This is a genomic window from Variovorax sp. GW821-FHT09B01 (assembly GCF_059418345.1).
Genome location: NZ_JBWKPQ010000001.1, coordinates 966,866 through 986,160 on the forward strand (window position 1 = coordinate 966,866; position 19,295 = coordinate 986,160).

Consider the following 19,295-nt stretch of genomic DNA (forward strand, 5'->3'; position numbering starts at 1 on the left):
ACCCGATGAGTGGACTGCTTTCGAAAATCCGCGTGCTCGACCTGAGCCGCGTGCTCTCGGGCCCCTGGGCCACACAGATGCTGGCCGACTTCGGCGCCGACGTGATCAAGGTCGAGCGCCCCGGCATCGGCGACGACGTGCGCCAGCAGGGCGCGCGCCTCAAGGACCGCGCGGGCGGCGAGACGCAGGAGCGCTCGACCTTCCTCGCGCTCAACCGCGGCAAGCGCTCGATCGCCATCGACATGGCCAAGCCCTCGGGCCAGCGGCTGATCCGCCGGCTCGCGGCCTGCGCCGACGTGGTGGTCGAGAACTTCAAGGCCGGCGACCTCGCGCGCTACGGGCTCGACCACGCCTCGCTGGCGCGCGTCAATCCCAAGCTGGTGTATTGCTCGATCAGCGGCTTCGGCCAGTCGGGCCCCTACAGCGCGATGCCGGGCTACGACCTGATCTTCCAGTCGATGAGCGGCGTGATGAGCCTGACCGGCATCCCCGACGGCGAGCCCGGCGCGGGACCGCAGCGCGCGGGCTACCCGGTGTCGGACACCACCGCGGGCTTCTACGCCACCATCGGCATCCTGGCCGCGCTGCACCACCGCGACACGGTCAGCGGCGTGGGCCAGTACATCGACCTCGCGCTGCTCGACGCGCAGGTGGCCGCCACCTCCTCGATGGCGATGAGCTACCTGGTGGCCGGCCAGTTGCCGCAGCGCGTGGGCATCCGCTCGCAGCTGACCTGCCCCTACCAGGACTTTGCCTGCGCCGACGGGCCGATGATGATCGCCGTGGGCAACGACTCGCAGTTCGTCTCGCTCGCGCGCGTGCTCGGCCATCCCGAATGGCCGGCCGACCCGCGCTTCGCGACCACGCCCGAGCGCGTGGCGAACCGCGAGGCGCTGGTGCCGGCGATCGCCGACATCCTGCGCCGGCAGCCGCTCGCCCACTGGCTGCCGCTGCTGCGCGAGGCCAACGTGCCCAGCGGCCCGATCAACGACTTCCGCCAGGTGTTCGACGATCCGCAGATCCGGCATCGCGAGATGGTGCGCGAGATCGACCATCCGCTGTCGGGCTCGCTGTCGGTGGTGGCCAACCCGTTGAACTTCTCGGCCACGCCGGTCGAATACAAGCGGCCGCCGCCGCTGCTGGGCCAGCACACGCACGAGGTGCTGCGCGAGCTGCTCGCGGTCGGCGACGCCGAGCTCGCCGAGCTGGGTGCCGAAGGCGCGATCGCGCAGGGAGAACGGCCATGAGGGCGGTGCTCTGCAAGCAGTTCGGGCCGCCCTCCTCGCTGGTGGTGGAGGAGGTGCCCTCGCCCGTGGCAGGCCCGGGCCGGCTGGTGGTCTCGGTCAAGGCCTGCGGCGTCAACTTTCCCGACACGCTGATCATCCAGGGCCAATACCAGTTCAAGCCCGAGCTGCCGTTCTCGCCCGGCGGCGAGGTCGCCGGCATCGTCAAGGCGGTGGGCGAAGGCGTCACGCAGTTCAAGCCCGGCGACCGCGTGATCGCGGCCACCACCTGGGGCGGCTATGCCGAGGAGGTGGTGGCCGAGGCCGCGCGCACGCTGCCGATGCCCGATGGCATGGACTTCGCGACCGCCGCGGCTTTCACCCTCACCTACGGCACCTCGCACCATGCGCTGAAGGACCGCGCCGTGCTGCAGCCCGGCGAGACGCTGCTGGTGCTCGGTGCCGCGGGCGGCGTGGGCCTGGCGGCGGTAGAGCTCGGCAAGGCCATGGGCGCGCGCGTGATCGCGGCGGCCTCGAGCCTGGCCAAGCTCGCCGTGTGCCGCGACCATGGCGCCGACGAGCTGATCGACTACGCCGCCGAGGACCTGCGCGAACGCATCAAGGCCCTGACCGGCGGCCGCGGCGTCGACGTGGTCTACGACCCGGTCGGCGGCGACTACAGCGAGCCCGCGCTGCGCGGCATGGCCTGGCGCGGCCGCTTCCTGGTGGTGGGCTTCGCGGCCGGCCGCATCCCGAGCCTGCCGCTGAACCTGCCGCTGCTCAAGGGCTGCGCGGTGCTCGGCGTGTTCTGGGGCGCCTTCACGCGCAACGAGCCCGAGCGCAATGCCGCCAACCTGCGCGAGCTGATGCAATGGGTCGGCGACGGGCGGCTGCGGCCGCATGTCTCGGCGCGCTATCCGCTCGAGCGCGCGGCCGATGCGCTCGACGACCTGGTGCAGCGCCGCGTGCACGGCAAGGTCGTGCTGACCACGGAGGACTGAGGCCATGGACAAGGTGCTGGTGGTGGGCGCGCTCGGCGTGGTGGGACGCGCCGCGATGGAACGTTTCGCGCAGCGGCCCGGCCTGCGTGCCGTGGGCCTGGCGCGCAGGCGGCCCGACTTCGCGCCCGACGCGACCTGGGTCTCGGCCGACCTGCGCGATGCCGGGGCCACGCGCGAGGCGCTGGCGCCGCACCGCGATGCCACGCACCTGGTCTATGCCGCGCTCAACGAGCAGCCCGACCTGCTGCAGGGCTGGCGCGCAAGCGAGAACATCGAGCTCAACAACCGCATGCTGCGCCACACGCTCGATGCGCTCGAGGGCGCGCCCCTGCGACACGTGACGCTGCTGCAGGGCACCAAGGCCTATGGCGTGCACACGGGCCGGCCGATGCGCGTGCCCGCGCGCGAGCAGGACGCGGTGCGCGACCACGCCAACTTCTACTTCGACCAGCAGGACCTGGTGGCCGAGCGCGCGGCGCGCGCGGGCTTCGCCTGGACCGTGTTCCGGCCGCAGATCGTGCTGGGCGTGGCGACCGGCAGCGCGATGAACCCGGTGGCCGCGATCGGCGCCTACGCGGTGCTCGCGCGCGAGCGCGGCCAACCGCTGGCCTGCCCCGCCCATCCGCACCTGCTGACCGAATGCACCGACGCGCGCCTGATCGCCAAGGCCATCGAATGGGCCTGGCACGAGCCGCGCGCGCACGGCGAGGCCTTCAACATCGCCAACGGCGACGTGGTGGTCTGGGCCAGCCTGTTCGAGCGGCTGGCGGCCTTCTTCGAGATGCCGCTGGGCGAAGCCACGGGCGTGCGCCTGCGCGAGCAGATGCCCGCGCAGGCCGCGCTGTGGCAACGGATCGCGCAGCGCGAGGGCCTGCGCGAGCGCGATCTCGATGCGCTGATCGGCCTCTCGTGGCAGTACGCCGAGGCGACCTGGGCCGCGCGGCGCCCGCTCGCGCTGCCGCCGCTGGTGTCCACCGTCAAGCTGCGGCAGGCCGGCTTCGGCGACTGCATCGACACCGAGCAATGCATCGTCGAGCACCTGCAGGCGATGCGCGACTTGCGCTACCTGCCCGGCTAGGCAGGCAGCGCCGGGGACTCACTCCGCCTTGATGTTGAGGCGCGTGATGAGCTCGCCCCACTTCTGGCTCTGCTGCTGCGTCACCTCGATCAGCTCGCCGGGCGTGCTCGCCTTGGCCTCGTTGCCGATCTTGTGCATCGCATCGGCGAAGCGCTTCGAGGTCGTGACCTTGCGCAGCGCCGCATTGAGCTTGTCGATCACCGACTTGGGCGTGCCGGCCGGCGCGAACACCGCATACCAGGTCTCGCCCACGATCGAGGGATAGCCGAGCTCCTTGAAGGTCGGCACCTCGGGCATCAGCGGCTGGCGCTCGGCGCTGAGCACCGCGATCGCGCGGTACTTGCCCGCGTTCACGTTCGGCAGCGCGCTCGTGAGCGCCTCCACGTTCGAATCGACGATGCCGCCGATCATGTCCATGGTGGCCGGCGCCGCGCCCTTGTAGTGCACCTGCGTCATCTTCACGTCGAGGCCGGTGGCGATCAGCTCGCCCAGCAGGTGGACCATGCTGCCCTGGCCGTTGGTGGCGTTGTTGATCTTGCCGGGGTTGGCCTTGGCATAGGCCACGTATTCGGCCACCGTCTTCGCGGGGAAGTCCTTCTTCACCACGAAGGCGAAGGGCACGGTAGCAACCGCCGCCACCGGCGCGAAGTCCTCGAGCTTGTAGGGCAGCTTGTCGATCAGGTGCGGCGTGGTGGTGAAGGTGCTGCCGGCCGACAGCAGCAGCGTGTGGCCGTCCTTGGGCGCGCGCGCCACGAACGAGGCGCCGATCGCGGTCGCCGCGCCGGCCTTGTTGTCGATGATGAAGGTGCCGCCCATCGCCTCGCCGAGCTGCACCGCGAGCTGGCGCCCCACCACGTCGCTGGTGCCGCCGGGCGGGAACGGCACGACCAGCGTGACGGGCTTGCTCGGCCAGTTGGCCGCGGCATCGGCCTGCGCCGCCGCGGCCAGCGGCAGCAGCGGCAGGGCCAGCGCGGCGGCCAGCGCCAGGGTCTTCGATCGGATTCGCATGTCTCTTGTCTCCTTGGTTCTTCGTCGGTTCGCGCGTGTCGATGCGCGCGCTTCAGACCGTCGCCACCGGCGTGACCGGCGAGCCCACCGCGCCCGGCAGCCGCAGCGGCGGCGCGGTCAGCAGGAAGCTCGAGCGCTTGTGCGCGCGCAGCCATTGCGCGAGCTCGGCGAAATACCAGAGCTCGCCCAGGTGCAGGCCGAGCTTGAAGAGGCAGTGCGCATGCAGCGGCAGTCCCGGGTAGGAGCCGTTCGCGCCGGGGCGGGCCGGATAGGCCTCGACCGCGAAGTTGTCGGCGCAGATCGCGACGATGCCCGAGTCGGTGATCCACTGCAGCAGCTTCTCGTCGCGGCCGTCGAGCACCGCGCACGAGCGCGCCAGCACCTCGCCGTCGGGCTGCTTGTTCATCTCGAGGATCAGGTCGGCGAAGCCGGTGTAGAGGCACAGGAAGTCGCCCTGCTCCACGCTCGCGCCCTGCGCCTCGAGCGCGGCCATCAGGCCGTCGTAGCCCACCAGCGCGCGCTCGCGGCCGTGGATGCGCTCGAGGTCGACCAGCACGCCGCGGCCCTGCACGCCGGCCGTGGCCATGCGCTCGATGCCGATCGAGCGCGCGCCCCAGCCGCGTTCGGCGTCGTCGGGGCCGACGATCTCGATGCCGGCGCGAAAGCCGTTGTAGTAGACCTTCTCGGGCCGTCCGTCGCCGTCGGCATCGAACATCTGGCCCACGTGGCCGAGGCCGTCCCACTGCGTCGAGTACTGCAGGAACATCAGCACCGCGTCGTCCGAGATCACGTCGCAGAAGCAGTCGTTGACGTTGGACAGCCGGTAGTTGAAGTTGAAGCTGTCGCCGCGCTTCTCGTAGACGAACTTCGGCGCCTTGCGGTGCTGGAACAGCGTGTTGCCGCCCGGATGGTCGAGCGGCAGGCTCAGGCAGAACGCCGTGCCGTGCTCGACCTCGCGGAAGGCGCGCAGGCGCGTGGCCGGTGTCAGCAGGTTCATGCGGCCGATCTGGTCGTCGGGGCCGAAATCGCCCCAGTTCGATCCTTCGGGGCGGTGTTGCCAGCGTGGCTTGTCCATGGGCGGAGCTTTCTTGAAGAGAGAGGCCAAAGAAGGGCTGCGCGCGTGGAGTCGTGTCCCGTCTGCCGGCAGCAGACGAAACATACTATTAGGTATGGCACGCAGTCAATCGAGGGTGACCCTCGGGCTCCAGGACAGGTTCTATATCGATCCCTTTACTATCAAGCGCCTATCATTGCCCTTCTTCTCAATAGATACCACTCGGTATGTACTGGCATGGGGTGGCTCGTGCGAGAGCGGTCCGTCACCGATACGGATGCGATGGCAGTCGCCGCCGATACCATTGGTCCATGCCGAGCGATCCCTCCTCCTCTCCTCCCCACGCCCCGGAACCGCCCGAGGCCCTCTCGGCGACCGCGCGACAGAGACTCGATGCGTATCTCGCGCGCATCGACGGCCAGGACTTCTCCGGCGCGTCATTGCTTTCCGCCGTCGACATCGTCCGCTGGAGCCTGGACCTGCGGTCGCTCCCGATACCGCGGCGGCTCGACGGCCTGGTGCTCGACGATCCGCAGACGAGCAACCATCACCTGCTGCTGGCCGCGCCGCCGTTGGCCGGCGCGGTCCTGTACCTGAGCCACGACGGCGACTCGCGCGTGGTGTTCGCCGACGTCGAAGGCTTTCTCGACGCGGTCCGGCGCGCCGCCGCCGACGATCGGGAGATCGAGGACTTCCATCCCCCGGTATCGCCGCCCGCGGACGACCAGGCGGGCGTGGGCGCGCTGATCCGCTCGCTGCTCGCTTCCGCGGACGACGAGGATGCGGCCGTCGCCTTCATTCCGTCGCTGGACCTGCGCGATAACGGGCTGCTGCGCGAGCTCGCGTCGCACGAGAATTTCTTCGTGGCGGAAGCGCTCGCGGTGGAGATCGCGAAGCGTCCGTCCGCAGCACTGCGCGAGATCGCATCGATGTGCGCGGCGCACGCGCACCCGCAGGCGGCGAATGCGGGCAAGCGGGCCGTGGCGGCGGTGGCGTCGCTCTAGAGCCGGTCCATGCTGACCGACGACGCGCAGTGGTCCAGCGTCCGTCGCAGCACCGTGTCGACCCGCCGCAGGCTCAGGTCGCAGCGCCGGGCGACCTCCTCGCGCGTCATCTCCTCGATGCGCAACCCGATCAGCACCGAGCGATGGCGCTGCGGCAGGTGCTGCAAGGCGCGCTCCACCGCCGCGAGTTCGGAGCGCGCATCGGCGATGGCCTCGGGGCCCGGCGAGAGATCGGCGAGGTGCTCGAGCTCGGTCTCGGCATCGCTCGCGTACTGCCACGATCTGTCGGCGCGCAGCCGGTCGGTCGCCGCGTTGCAGGCGACGCGGTAGACATAGGCCTCGGGGCTTTGCGCCGCCTGCGCGGAGGTTCGATCGCCGAGGCGGATCCACGCATCGTGCAGGCTGTCGCTGGCCAGGTCGGGGCATCCCAGGTGATGCATCAGGCGCCGGTGCAGGCGCGCGTAGTTCGCCACCAGGAACACCTGCAGATCGGGGCCGATGCCTTCCGTCGCGCCGCGCGGTTCCCCGCGTTCGCGCGACGGCACTTCGCGCCCGAAGTCCAAAGGCTCGAAGGACGCGGCCCAGCGGCCACCGGATGCCGGACGCGCCGCGCTCGCATGAAGGGAGGGGGTCATGGTGGTGATGCTCGGGTGAAGAAGGCATGCGGCGGCCGGGCCTGCCGGTCGCGGCAGCCCGAATCCACCGAAGGCGCGCCGGTCCGGCGCGCTACAGGCCGAGGTTGGCGCGCTCCCGCGGCGTGAGTTGCCGGCGCGCCGAATCGGGCAGGTCGCCGACGCCCAGCACGCGCACCGAACTGGTCGCGTCGTAACTGGCGGGTTCCCTGCGCGGCGCATTCGCCGGTGCATCGGGGTTGCCCGCCGGGCTCTCGTTGTCGAAGCCCAGCACGCGCACCGTGAAGACCGAGGGCAAGGCCTGCCGCGCGGCCGTGCGTTCGCGCTGCACCGTGTCCTGCGCCGCCATCGCGGCCTGCGAGGCGGCGGCGCTGGCATTGGTCAGCGCGCCCACGTTCACCGCGGCCACCACGGGAATGCCGGCGCTCTTTCCCTGCACCTGGATGTTGGCCGCGTTGACCACCTGCAGCGCCGCGAGATTCACGTTGCCCGACACGCGGATGCCCGCCTCGCCCGCGTCGATGGTGCCCAGTGGCGCGATCAGATCCACGTCGCCCGGCGGCACTTCGGGAATCGGGTTCAGCGTCGCGATGCCCGCGCCGGTGCTTGGCACGTTGGGCGAGAGTTTCACGTTGCCCAGCGGGTCGTACTCGCGCTTGGGCGGCGTGTAGACCAGCGTGGTCTTGGCGCCGCGCCCCGCGTTGATGTCGCCCGTGGCCGACCACGCGAGGATGTCGCCGCCGAAGGTGGTCATGATGCGCGACAGGCCCAGCAGGATGCTGCCCTCGCTGTACATGTCGATGCTGCCCTCGCCCTGCGTCACGAGGCCCGCGGGCGTGACGCCCGAGAGGCTCGACGGCGTGATGCCCTCCACGCCCACCAGCGTCGTGCCGCCGGGCGCCAGCGTCTGGATGTCGCCGCCCGCCACGGTGCGCACGCCGGCATTGGTGTTCGCGCCCTGGTACAGCGTGATGCCGCCGTCGTGCACGATGGCCCGGCCCTGCGCATCGACGCCCGGGAACAGCGCCGCGATGGCATCGCGCCCGCGCAGGTAGCTGCCGAAGCGCTTGCTGCTCGCGTCGTTGTACTCGCGCCCGCCGGCCGTGAGCTCGGCATAGAACACCTGGCGCACGAAGATGCGCTGCTGCTCGGGCGCCAGCGCCTCGAAGTAGGCCAGCGCATCGGCGGCCGACGCGGCCGCGTAGCCGAAGCGCTCCCGCAGCCATTGCGCCAGCTCGGCGTCGTAGGTCTTGGCCACCTTGCCCGGCTGGTCGGCCAGCGCGCGCGAGGCATCGCTGGCATGGGCCGGATCGAGGTAGCGCGCCGCGAAGCCCGCGAAATCGCTCGCGCCCTGGCCGGGCAGCCCGGCGCCCAGGCCGGCCTGCAGCACGATGCTGGCGCCCGGGCGCAGGTCGCCGCTCTCGATGCCGCCCAGGCTGGTGAGGCTGGCGCTGTTGCCCTGGTAGATCTGCCGGCCCGCGCTGACCTCGAGCGTGCCCGGCCCGGCGATGTCGAAGTTGCTCTGGATCACGCTGCCGCCGGCTGCGATCATCGACACGTCGGTGGTCGCGTCGTGCACGATCAGGCCGCGGCTGCCGACGATGTCGCCGCCCGCGAGAACGCGCACCGGCTTCGAGGCCTGGTAGTACAGCGGCCCCGGCGAGTTCGGCGCGCTGGTGTCGGTCACCAGCTCCAGGCCCAGCTGCAGCCCGAGCACGTCGCCGTGCACCGCATAGACGTGGATCGGCGTGCCGTTGCCGGCCGCGCTGTCGTCGGTCAGGGTGTTGGGCCCGAACACGAACGGCGTGCCGCCGATGCCCATGTAGCCGTGGGCGCCGTAGTAGTCGTACAGGTGCTCGTAGATCGCCGTGTAGTCGAACGGGTCGATGTACGAGAAGGGATAGGGCGCGGTCCAGTAGTTGCTCGCGACGATGTAGTCGCCGACGGTGCCGGTCTGGATCACGCGCCAGGCCGGGTTCAGCGGCGTCGCCAGCGTCGCGCGCGAGCTGCCGAGCAGGCCGATCTGCCCGGTGTTGTTGGCCGGATTGTTGGCCGAGTCGCCCACCACGCTGCCCTTGGCGAGCAGGTCGAGCGCGCCGCGCGGCGAGGGCAGCATCAGGGTGGCCGAATTGGCCGGGGCGTTGTAGATGCTGCCGCCCGCGGCCACCGCGCGCATCACCGGTGGCAGGAACTGCGTGAGCGTGGTGCCGAAGGCCGTTAGGTTGCCGCCGGCCGAGAACAGCTCGGCGCCGCTGTCTTCGGACCACAGCGTGAACCAGGTCGCGCCCGCGCCGCCGGTGGGGTTGCCGTCGAGCGGCACGGCGGTGTCGACGTGCTGGCCCACGCGGCCCGGGTCGATCAGCGTGTTGAGCGCCAGGTCGCCCAGCGTGCGCACCGACACCGTGCCGTCGCCGGGCGCGAAGTTCAGCGCATCGCGCGTCTCGGCCGCATAGGCGGTGCGCGGATCGAGCGTGCGCGGGTCGGTGTTGCGCGCGCCGTAGTTCTTGAGCTCGAGCGTGCCCGCGTGCTGCGCGTCGACCAGGGTGTCGCCGCGCAGGTTGGCGTACACGCCGGCGTAGATGCCGCCGCCCGCGCTCACGCGCAGCGTGCCGCCGCCGGTCTGCTGCAGCCGGCCGTCGACCACGCGCCCGCTGCCGCCCACCGCGACCGCGATGCCGTCCAGGCCGGGCTTGGAAGTCGAATCGTTCCAGCCGTGCGGGCTGCCGATGTTGCCGCCGGCGCGCACCGACACGTTGCCGCCGCCGAGCGCGCCGATGCCCGAGAAGGCCGGCAGCGTGAGCGAGTAGTTGAAGCCGTCGCTGTCGACCGCGTAGCTGCCGAAGTTGATGCCCCAGCCGGTCTTCTGGCCCAGCGCATCGCCGCCCTGGCGCCAGAGCCATTCGCCGACCGACTGCGTGCCGGCGTCCTGGAAGCCCATGATGTCGCCCTGCGCCCAGAGGTTCAGGTCGCCGCCGCCGCCCGTGTACCACATGCGCTGCGCGCCGAGGGTGGCGCCGTAGGCGTCCTGGTAGGGACCGAAGGCCGTGCCGTCGGACTGCAGCGAGCGCGGCGCGTTGTAGCCCGAGTCGGGGCCGGTGTCCGCCAGCTGCGTGCCGGCGGTGTAGACGCCGAACGGCGACTTCTGCACGTAGCTGCCACCGGCGTAGAGCCCGAGGTCGCCGGTGCCGGTGCGCACCACGCTCACCGCGGCGAAGGGCGCATCGCCCGCGGTACCCGCATAGTGCAGGTCGTCGAGCACCAGCGCGCCCTTGCCGCCGAGCCGCGACGACGGCAGCACGGTGCGGCTGTCGGCGCTCTGCAGGTCGGCGCCGCTGACCAGCCGCATCGACCACGACTGCATGCCGGGCGCGAGCATCGGCGCCGTCGCCCACATGCGGCCCTGCGTGCCGTCGGCACCGGTCGGGCGGTCCGCCCAGCCGTTGTCGTCGGGCGTGGCGCCCGGCGGCGCGAAGCCGTCGCTGATGCTGCCGCGGATGTTCAGGTCGCCCGCGGCGCGCAGCACGATCGTGCCCGGCTCGCCCGAGCCGCGCCGCGCGGGATCGGCCTTCGGGCCGTAGCGCAGGCCCGAGAGATCGAGGTCGCCCTCGGTGCTCAGGTCGCCGCTGGCGCGGATCTCCACGCCGGGGCGCAGGTGGAAGGCATCGCCGTAGGCCGTGAGCCCCGCGACCCGGCCGCGCAGCCCGAGGTTGGCCCAGGCCGCGTCGATGAAGGCCGCGTTGCGCCGGTCGACCTGGTTCAGGCCCACCTTGCCGTTGGCGCCGACCGCGCCGCCGGCCGCGTCGCCGTTGTCCTGCGTGACGGTGCCGTTCGCATCCGTGGGCGTGTAGGTCCAGAAGGCATCGAGCGCGATGCTCGCGGCACCCTTGATCGACAGCGCGCCGCCGGCCTCGATCCTGAGGTCGCCGGCGGTCTCGCCGAGGCGCGGCGCCGCGAGGCCGAGCTGGCCGCGCGCCACGTCGTCGGCCGCGCGCAGGTCGACGCTGGCGCCGCCGGCCAGCCGCAGGGTGCCGGCCGTGGTGGCCAGCGACACCCGGGCCCGGTTCGAGGCATCGATGGCCTGGCCCTGGCTGTCGACCGCGAGCCGCGTGCCGTGCGCGTCGAGCACCGCGCCGGCGCCCAGCGAGAGATCGCCGCGCGCCGCCAGCGCGATGCTGCCGACGTCGGGGCCCGAGGCGTCGATGCGACCGTCGATGGCCAGGCTGCCGCCGTTGACCGTGATGCTGACCTCGTGCGCGCGCAGGCTGCCCACGCGCAGGTCGCCGCTGCCGAGCGTGAAGTCGCGCGCGCCGAAGAAACCAGCGCCGTCGAGCTGCGTGTTGTAGGCCGCGAAGTCGGCATCGCCGAAGCGGTCGGCCGCCAGCGTGAAGCGGCCGTCCGCGAAGCCGCGGCCCTCCTGCGTGCCGCCGCCCTGCCCGCGCAGCGTGCCGCCGAGCCGGACCTGCCCGCCCGCGCCGAGCGCGCTCGCGCTCAGCGAGCCGGCGTCGTTGTGGGCGGCCGAGACGTCGATGCGCGAGCCCGCGCCCTGCGCGATGCTGCCGCCGGTGCTGGTCAGCGTCACGCTGCCGCCCCAGCTGTAGCGCATGAGGTCGAAGAAGGCGATGCCGCGACCCGCCAGGTCGATCTGCGCGTGGTCGCCGAGCGCGATGTCGCCCTCGGCCTGCACGTCGAGCCTGCCGCTGGGCAGCGCCACGGCGGTGTCGAGCGACACCGAGCGCCCCTGCAGCGCGATGCGGCCGCCGAGCTCGTCGAAGGCGGCCGTGTCGGCGACCGCCACGCCTTCGGGCGCGGCGATGCGCAGCGCGCCACCCGCGGCATAGCGCATCGACGAGCCGGCCTGGCCCGCGAGCAGCGGCGTGTTCATGCGCAGGTCGCCGTCCACCAGCCGGCCGTCGACGCCGCGCGCATGGCCGACCGAGAGCGAGCCGGCGCTGTTGGACACGATGCTGTCGCTGGCATTGATCTCGACGCCGGCGAAGCCGAGCGCGACGCGGTCGAGCGTGGCCTGCGCCTGCGGCCGGCTCAGTGCGTCGTAGCCGAACTGCACGCTCTGCGCATCGATCACCAGCCGGCCGCTGCCGGTGCCCGGGCCGCCGGCCTGCACCGGCGCGGGCAGCGCGCTGGCGTAGGGACTGGCGACGGTGCCGGCGCCGGTCGCGACGCCGTTCCACACCAGCGAGCGGGTCGCGATGCGCACCGTGTCCGCGCTGTCGCCCCAGCCGTAGAAGGCCGGCGTGTTGAGCACCAGCTGGGCCTGCGCGTTGCCGGTGTCGAGCGAGAGCGAGCCGAAGAAATTGAAGGCCCCGCCGGCCGACAGGCTCAAGCGTTCGAGCGCCGGCACGCCCGCGTCGGCGGCCGGGCGCAGCAACCGGTCGAGCACGTCCTGGGTCAGTTGCCAGCCCGCGGGCAACGCACCGGCGGCCCGCGCTGCGGCGAGCGAATCGGCGGTGCCGATGTTGATCTGGTTCTGCGACACCGAGAGGTAGCGCGCGCCCAGCCGCGCATCGCCGAGCACCAGATCGCCGGGCGCGGCGAAGGCGATGGTGCCTTCGGTCAGCAAGGTGGCGCCGTCGGCCACGGTGACGCGGCCCGGCCCCACCGACGGCAGGAAGTCGAGCCAGCCGTTGCCCACCGCCAGCACCGCGGGCGTGTCGCTGGTGGCGCTGCTGCGCAGGTTGTTGGCATAGATGTAGCCGAGGTCGGAGTCGATGCCGGGGGAGCCGAAGCCGCGCGTGTCGAGCGTGGCGCCGCCGTCCACCGTGACCTCGTCGCGCCCGAGCAGGAAGATCTGGCCCGCGCGCAGGGTGGCGCCGTCGCGCACGTGCAGCGCGTTGCCGCCGTTGTAGACCTGCGTGAAGTACAGGCGCGCGCCGTCGCCCGACGAATCCAGGCCGTTGAAGTAGGTGTACCAGCCGCCCAGGGCCAGCGTGCTGGCGCCGAAGGCGCTGAGCTCGCTGGCCGCGAGCGAGATCGCGCCGGGCACCGGCGCCGCGCCGGGGCCGGTGATCTCCATGTCGGCATTGCCGATCACGAAGAGCTGGCCCGGAATGCCGCCGGCCGCGGCGTCGAAGCGCGCGCTGCCGCCGAAGCGCAGCGGCGCGGCCACCTCGTCGCTCTGCCGGAAGTCCAGCAGCAGCGTCTTGCCGTCGGACGGCAGGCGCGCGCGCCGGCCATCGAACTGCGCCGCCTGCGCGAGCGCGAAGTCGGCATAGCTGGTTTCGTTGAACTGGGTGTAGCTGCGCACCGCCTGGCCGGGCGTCAGCAGCAGTTCGCGCGGCAGCGATTCGCGAATGCCGGTGCCGGCCAGTTGCAGCGTGCCCTCGGTGCGCCACGAGCCGCCGGGCACGGCCACCAGGCCCGACTGGCGCGCCGGCAGCAGTGCGTCCTGCGGCGCGCCGAGCTCGACGCGGAAGGCGCCGGGCAGCAGCGCATAGCTGGCCGGCAGCAGCGTGTAGGTGCCCGCGGGCAGGCCGGGCACGCCGGCCCCCACCGTCACCTGCTGGCCGATGGCGGGGTCGCCCGCGCCCTTGTCGGCAATGGTCGGCGCATAGGCCGCGGCATAGCCGGGCACGACCGCATACACCGCGTTGCCGGCGCTGCTGTAGCGGTTGAGCGCCGGGTTGGCGTTGTACAGCGGCGTGGCCAGCACGTTGACCGAGCCGCCGCGGCCCGAGACGAAGCCCTCGCCCATCAATTGGCCACCGCCCGAGAGATCGAGCACCGCGCCTGGCTCGACCTGGATCGACTTGCCGGCGATCGCGATGTTGACCTGCGCCTGCGCGAGGTCGAACAGCGTGCCGCTCGCGCCCTGGTAGGTCAGGCCGTCCTGGGTACCGCCGAAAGGCATGACCAGCCCCTGCGCGCTGACCGAGGTCAGGCTGCCGTCGCGCAGCACCACCTTGCCGTCGAACAGGCGGTTCGCACCGGCCGCGGTCTGCCAGGCGATGTTGGTGAGCGGGCCGCCGAGTTCGTTGAGCGCGATGACACCCAGCGGCGCGCGCACCACGCCGCCCTGGTCGACCGTGCCGCCGGCCAGCAGCAGGGCGCCGAACACCGAGGCCGGCACCGGCGCCGCATTGCCGTTCGAGCGGATCGCGAGCACGCTGTCGGGATCGATGCCGCCGCTGGTGCCGTTGCCCCTGGCGCCCGCGAGCAGGCCGCCGTACTTGCCGCTCATCGGATAGAGCTGCGCCGCGGTGGCCACGATGTCGCCGCTCGATGTCACCGCGCCCGCGAAGCGGATGTCGCCGCTGCTCGTGAGCGCCGTCGTGTCGAAGGCCAGCGCCGAGGCCGTGTGCGCCGGCACCATCGGACCCGCGCCGCCGAGGTACACGCTCATGCCGTCGAGCACCTGGCCGTAGATGTCGATCAGGTCGCCCGAGAGCGACAGCAGGCTGCCCTTCGAGACACCGGGCCCGGCCGTCGGCCCGACCAGGCCGGGCTGGTAGCGGCTGCCGTTCGGCGTCCAGTCGACGCCACCGTCGAGCCGGATGTAGGGCGCCGCGATGCGGACCTGCGCCGTGGGCGTGCCGTCGGCCATGGTGAACACGCCGCTCTTGAAGTTGAGGCTGCGCCCGAGCGAGAGATCGACGTCGCCGTCGAACACCATCAGGTCGTGCGCATACAGCGTCAGCGCATCGAAGCCGCCGGCCTCGACCTGGTCGACGCCCAGCGCCGCATTGCCCCAGCGCAGCGCCGCATCGGCCTGGCCGGGCCGCAGCGTGGACGGCAGCGCGGTCGGCACGTGCCGCTGCGACAGCGTGATGCGGTGCAGGACCTGGTCGTCGTCGGTGGCCGTGTCGTAGATGCGGTTGTTCATCTCCAGCGTGAGCGTGCCGCCCGCCGCGCCGGCACCGCCGGCACGCGCCAGCAGCTGGCCGTCGAGGAACATGCCGTCGTAGGAGCGCAGCGCGATGCTGCCGCCGTCGCCCGCGATCTGCACCGGATGCGCGGGCGCCGATGCGGCGCCGCCGGCCGCGAGATCGATGCCGGCCTGGCTGCCCGAGGCGTCGAGCACCGCACCGGGCCGCACCACGATGAAGGCCTGCGCCAGGCCGAGCTCGATGGACCCGCCATCGGGCGCGATGCCGTAGGGCCGGCCCAGCGTGTCGCGCGCCACGTAGGGCCGCGCCGCCACGTCGAGCCGCGCGTCGTCGCCGATCCAGATCGAGGTGCCCGGCCCGCCGGCCGCCAGGTTCAGCGAAGCGACCGAGATGCGGCCGCCCCAGGCGTTGAGCGTGCCGTCGATGGTGACCTGGCCGCCGCTGCTGAGCAGCGCGATCTCCTGGCCCGGATCGACCGTGACCACCGCGCCCGCCCCGATCGACAGCGGCACCACGTCGGACACGGCACCGATGGTGGTGCCCGCGACCTGCGAACCCAGCGCCAGGCTGGCGCCGCCGCGCTGCGCGAGCTTCGCGTGCAGCGGGTCCTCGGTGTAGAGCGGCGGCGTCCACAGCTGCAGCGCGCGCGCCGTCTCGGTGCCGGTCGGCGGCAGCGGCGCGCTGCCGTCCCAGCGGTAGACCGGCATGCGCACGTCCAGTTGCGTGCCGTCGAGCACGGCGACGCCGTCGTGGCCCGTCACCGCGTAGTGCGAGAAGCCGCTGCGGAACAGCGAGGGGTCGAGGCCGAGCACCGGCTGCACCGCGCTGTCGCGCTGCAGCACCACGCCCGGCGCGAGCAGCGTGCCAGCCGCGAGCCGGATCGGCGCGCTCGCGACGCTGCCGGGTGCGTAGTGCTGGGTGCTGGGCGGGATCGGGATGCCGTCGGGGAAGGCATCGGCGGGCACCACGTCGCCCGCCGCGAACTGCGAGATGTAGTAGAGGCTGATGCCGGCCGGCACCACGCTGCCCGACTGGAACAGGCTGGTGGCACCGCGCGCGTCGATGCCGTAGGCGACCTGGCCCGGGCTCAGGCGCCACGCGGCCGCCGTGACCACCACCGAGGTGCCGTAGCTCAGCGCGGGCACGACCGTGGCCTGCACCTGCTCGCCCGGCGCGAGCCGGCTGACCGTGATCTGGTCGACCGGCACCGTCTCTCCGGGCTGGATCACGTAGTCGTGCAGCAGCCGCAGGCTCACCTGCGCGCCTTCGCCGGCCATCAGCTCGCCGGGGTTGCGCAGCACCTCGCCGCCGATGCCGATCGCCGTGCCCGACTCGATGCTGAGGCTGCCGCCGCCCGTGACGCCGTAGCCGCGCAACGTGCCACCGAGTTGCAGTTCCGCATGGCCCGGCGCGCGGTTGCTGCCGTCGTTGAGGTTGATGCTGGCGGCGAGCGCGATGTCGCCGCCCTTGCCGCCGGTCAACGCGCCGCCCTGGCCGACCGAGGCGCCCGAGGAGACGTCGACCACGCTGCCCGCGCCCAGCCGCACGTCGCCGATGCTGCGGATCGACACGCTGCCGCCGTCGATGTAGGGCGCGAACGCGATGTCGCCGGCATCCTGCTGCAGGTTGCTCCACAGGCCGCGCGCATCGAGCATCACGCCCGCGCCGACCGTGACCTGCGTCGTCTTGCCCGTGGCGGCATAGATCGCCTGGTCGACGGTCCGGCCCGTGGTCAGCGTGACGGCGCGCACATTGCCCAGCGCGATCTCGCCGCCGCGCGCCGTGAGGTCGGCGTTGACGTCGACCTGCGGCGCGTAGAGCCGAATGGCACCGCCGGGCGTCACCGCGAGCTCGCCGTCGACCGTCACGCCGTTCTTCGCGGCGGCCATGAGCGTGCCCAGGCCGAAGCCGTCGACGAGGCGGCTGTCCACCACCACCTTGCCCTGCAGTTCCTCGGGCAGCGGCGCGGCCTGGCTGCCGCCCTGCAGGCTGTCCGCGACCGCGGCCGTGTCGGGCGCGAACACGATCTCGTTCGAGGTCGGCGCCAGGTTGTGGAAGATCCCCAGCGGGCCGTTCTTCGCGTCGGTGTTCAGCGCCGTGCGCCAGTCGCCTAGCATCCACTGCGCCGCGCGCGCGGCCGCGAACTGCGACTGCCCGTAGCCGTCGAGCCCGGCCTGCGGCTTCTGCACCTGCCGCGGCCCCTGGTAGGCGGTGGCCGTGACATCGCCCTCGAGCACCGCCGCGCCGGTGGCCACGATCAGTTGCCCCGCGTCGCGGCCGATCGTGTAGCCGCTCTCCAGCCGCTGCTGCGGACCGATCAGCGGGTTGTAGTAGTAGGCCGTGTTCTCGTCGCCCCAGCGCGGGTGCGCGTCCTCGTAGCCCTTGTACAGGCCCTGGTACTGCACGTCCGCCGGTGCATCGTCGACGCGGTAGAGCCGCCCGTCCGCACCCTTGAGCCAGCTCTGGCGCAGCATGCCGGTCTGCACGTCCAGCGTGCCGCCTGAGAGGTTGAGGTTCGAGCCCTTCTGCGTGACGAGCTCGCCGCCCGCGAAGGCGATGCTGCCGCCCTGCGCGGCCCACTCGCCGATGCCGTGGCCCTGCAGGCCCAGGTAGCCGCCGACCTCGAGCAGGCCGCCTTGCGTGTACCAGCGTTCCTTGTCGTAGCCGCCGACGCCGGCGGGCACGTAGAGCAGCTTCCGGCGGTCGATCCACACGTTGGCGTTGTTGAGCCGGGTGGTGTCGCGGTTCAGCGGCGCATCGCGCTGCTCGTTGCCCTGCACGTTGATCTCGACGTTGTTCGAGGCCATCGCCACCTGCACGCCGACCGCGCCGGAGACGTCGAGCCGGGCCTGGCTCGCGACATTGCTGCGGCCCTTCGCGCTCACCGCGACCTGGCCGCCGGTGGCCAGGGTCAGCGAGCCGCCCTCGAAGCCGACATCGCCGCCCGAGACGATCTCCAAGCGCGACAGGTCGCGGCGGTCGTCCATGCGCGCCAGGTTGTCGAATACGCCGGGCGTGACCGGCACCGTCAGCCGCGCCAAGTCCTGCTTCGCCGACTCGGCGATCAAGGCGTCGCGCTGGCTGTCGAGCGCGCTGCCGGCGCTGTCGTCGAGCACGATGGCGTTGGTGGCGTGCGCGCCGATGGTCACCCTGCCCAGCGCATCGCTGGCCGAGTTCAGCAGGTGGATGCTGCCGCGGGCATTGACGGTGGTGGTGGCGAGCGCGACGCCGTCCTGCACCACCTGGCGGCCCGCGAGCGTGATGTCGCCTTCGGGCGCCTGCAGCAGGCCGGTGTTGCTCACCGCGCCCGCCGTGCTGTCGACCTTGAACTGCGGCGAGACCTCGTTGCCGCGCGTGGTCGCATAGGCATTCGCCGTGGTGGCCTGGCCGGCGCGGATGAGGAAGGAATCGCCGGCCGCCAGCTGGACCTGACCGCGCGGCGTGCCGATCTGCCCGGCATTGCCGACCTCGGTGCCCAGCAGCAGCACATAGCCGCCGCCCTGCGTGACGGAGGCGGGCGCCGTGGTCGCGATCCGCGCGCCGGCCTCGACCTTCACGCTGCCCAGTGCGTCGGTGAAGCTGGGCGCATAGGTCCCGTCCTGCTGCGCGCTGTAGATGCCGCGCGCCTTGAACTGCTCGTCGCCGATCTTCGCGGCTGCCGCCACCAGGTTGCGTGTATCGACCTGGCTGCTGCCCGAGAACACCACGCCGTTGCGGTTGGCGATCAACACCGTGCCGTCGCCCTTGATCTGGCCCTGGATCTGCGAAGGCCGCGCCTGCGGATCGTTGACGCGGTTGAGCACCGCCCAATCGGGCTGCTGCTGGAACTGCACCGTCGTGTTCCTGCCGACGTTGAAGCTCTCCCAGTTGAGGATCGCCTTGTCGCCGGTCTGCTGGATCGCGACCTGCGTGCGGCCACCGACCTGCGATTGCACGGGCGCGTTGGCATTGAGCCAGCCGGCAGTCAGCGAATCGGTATCGACCTTCAGGCCACCGTCGGCCAGACCGTCGGGCACCGACGAGGGATCGTTCTGCGCGGCCTGGCGCGCGGCCGCCTGTGCCGCCTGCTGCGCCGCGATCGCCTGCGCGGCCAGATTGAGGTTGCCGATCGAACGCTGCAACTGCGCGCTGGCCTGCTGCTGCTGCGCCTGCGGGTTGGTCAGCGTGGAGGCGGGCATGCCGTTGGGCAGCCGGCCCGTGGCCATCGCCGTGCTCTGCGCCATGTTCTTCTGCGCCATCCAGCCCGCGCTGAAGGCGTGCTGCGCATGCGCGCTGCCGCCCGCGCCCGCGGCGATCAGGAGCGCGGCGACGGCCGATGCCGGCGGCGTCAGGCGCCAGCCCAGCCCCTGCGAGGCCGGCGCAGACGACGCGGGCGGCCTGCCGAGGGCCTTGCGGCGCGCCGCTGCATGGAACGATTTCATGAGGGTACTTTCCTGGAACTGTTTGAAAGGGTG

Annotated in this window: 8 protein-coding genes; 4 read left to right on the plus strand and 4 right to left on the minus strand. The window is 72.3% G+C overall.

Annotated elements, in window-relative coordinates:
• Positions 1-5 precede the first annotated feature (5 nt).
• From AC07RV_RS04200 to AC07RV_RS04210, 3 genes are read left to right on the plus strand one after another with little or no spacing between them, the layout of a single operon-like run.
• Entirely contained in the window at positions 6-1,247 is a 1,242-nt protein-coding gene (locus tag AC07RV_RS04200) for a CaiB/BaiF CoA transferase family protein (protein WP_296784888.1), read from the plus strand.
• Complete coding sequence (locus AC07RV_RS04205) at positions 1,244-2,224, plus strand: NADPH:quinone oxidoreductase family protein (RefSeq protein WP_296784890.1); 981 nt, start codon at positions 1,244-1,246, stop codon at positions 2,222-2,224. Before AC07RV_RS04200 ends, AC07RV_RS04205 begins: the two co-directional genes overlap by 4 nt.
• 4 nt (positions 2,225-2,228) lie before the next feature.
• Complete coding sequence (locus AC07RV_RS04210; protein ID WP_296784893.1) at positions 2,229-3,302, plus strand: NAD-dependent epimerase/dehydratase family protein; 1,074 nt, start codon at positions 2,229-2,231, stop codon at positions 3,300-3,302.
• Positions 3,303-3,320: 18 nt separating this feature from the next.
• Here the strand turns inward: AC07RV_RS04210 and AC07RV_RS04215 are convergent, their stop codons facing one another.
• On the minus strand, positions 3,321-4,310 hold the full coding sequence (locus AC07RV_RS04215; protein ID WP_296784896.1) for a Bug family tripartite tricarboxylate transporter substrate binding protein: 990 nt from the start codon (positions 4,308-4,310) through the stop codon (positions 3,321-3,323).
• A gap of 52 nt (positions 4,311-4,362) precedes the next feature.
• Positions 4,363-5,385: a cyclase family protein gene (locus AC07RV_RS04220; RefSeq protein ID WP_296784899.1), complete on the minus strand. Its 1,023-nt coding sequence runs from the start codon at positions 5,383-5,385 to the stop codon at positions 4,363-4,365.
• A 290-nt stretch (positions 5,386-5,675) separates the two neighbouring features.
• Here AC07RV_RS04220 and AC07RV_RS04225 point away from each other — a divergent pair, with 290 nt between their 5' ends.
• Positions 5,676-6,368 carry a hypothetical protein gene (locus tag AC07RV_RS04225; protein ID WP_296784901.1) on the plus strand — a complete coding sequence of 231 codons (693 nt, stop codon included), beginning with the start codon at positions 5,676-5,678 and terminating at the stop codon, positions 6,366-6,368.
• On the opposite strand, the gene AC07RV_RS04230 is transcribed toward AC07RV_RS04225, so the two are convergent.
• The gene (locus tag AC07RV_RS04230; RefSeq protein ID WP_296784903.1) at positions 6,365-7,003 is read right to left on the minus strand and encodes an RNA polymerase sigma factor; all 639 of its coding nucleotides are present in this window, start codon (positions 7,001-7,003) and stop codon (positions 6,365-6,367) included. The two genes, AC07RV_RS04225 and AC07RV_RS04230, sit on opposite strands and share 4 nt — an antisense overlap.
• A gap of 91 nt (positions 7,004-7,094) precedes the next feature.
• Positions 7,095-19,262: a filamentous hemagglutinin family protein gene (locus AC07RV_RS04235; RefSeq protein WP_296784905.1), complete on the minus strand. Its 12,168-nt coding sequence runs from the start codon at positions 19,260-19,262 to the stop codon at positions 7,095-7,097.
• Positions 19,263-19,295 lie beyond the last annotated feature (33 nt).

What these genes read in the sequence shown, in the direction of transcription:
- AC07RV_RS04205 (WP_296784890.1), top strand. Translation starts at nt 1,244, where the DNA reads ATGAGGGCGGTGCTCTGCAAGCAGTTCGGGCCGCCCTCCTCGCTGGTG.
- AC07RV_RS04220 (WP_296784899.1), bottom strand. Translation starts at nt 5,385, where the DNA reads ATGGACAAGCCACGCTGGCAACACCGCCCCGAAGGATCGAACTGGGGC.
- AC07RV_RS04215 (WP_296784896.1), bottom strand. Translation starts at nt 4,310, where the DNA reads ATGCGAATCCGATCGAAGACCCTGGCGCTGGCCGCCGCGCTGGCCCTG.
- AC07RV_RS04235 (WP_296784905.1), bottom strand. Translation starts at nt 19,262, where the DNA reads ATGAAATCGTTCCATGCAGCGGCGCGCCGCAAGGCCCTCGGCAGGCCG.
- AC07RV_RS04200 (WP_296784888.1), top strand. Translation starts at nt 6, where the DNA reads ATGAGTGGACTGCTTTCGAAAATCCGCGTGCTCGACCTGAGCCGCGTG.
- AC07RV_RS04230 (WP_296784903.1), bottom strand. Translation starts at nt 7,003, where the DNA reads ATGACCCCCTCCCTTCATGCGAGCGCGGCGCGTCCGGCATCCGGTGGC.
- AC07RV_RS04210 (WP_296784893.1), top strand. Translation starts at nt 2,229, where the DNA reads ATGGACAAGGTGCTGGTGGTGGGCGCGCTCGGCGTGGTGGGACGCGCC.
- AC07RV_RS04225 (WP_296784901.1), top strand. Translation starts at nt 5,676, where the DNA reads ATGCCGAGCGATCCCTCCTCCTCTCCTCCCCACGCCCCGGAACCGCCC.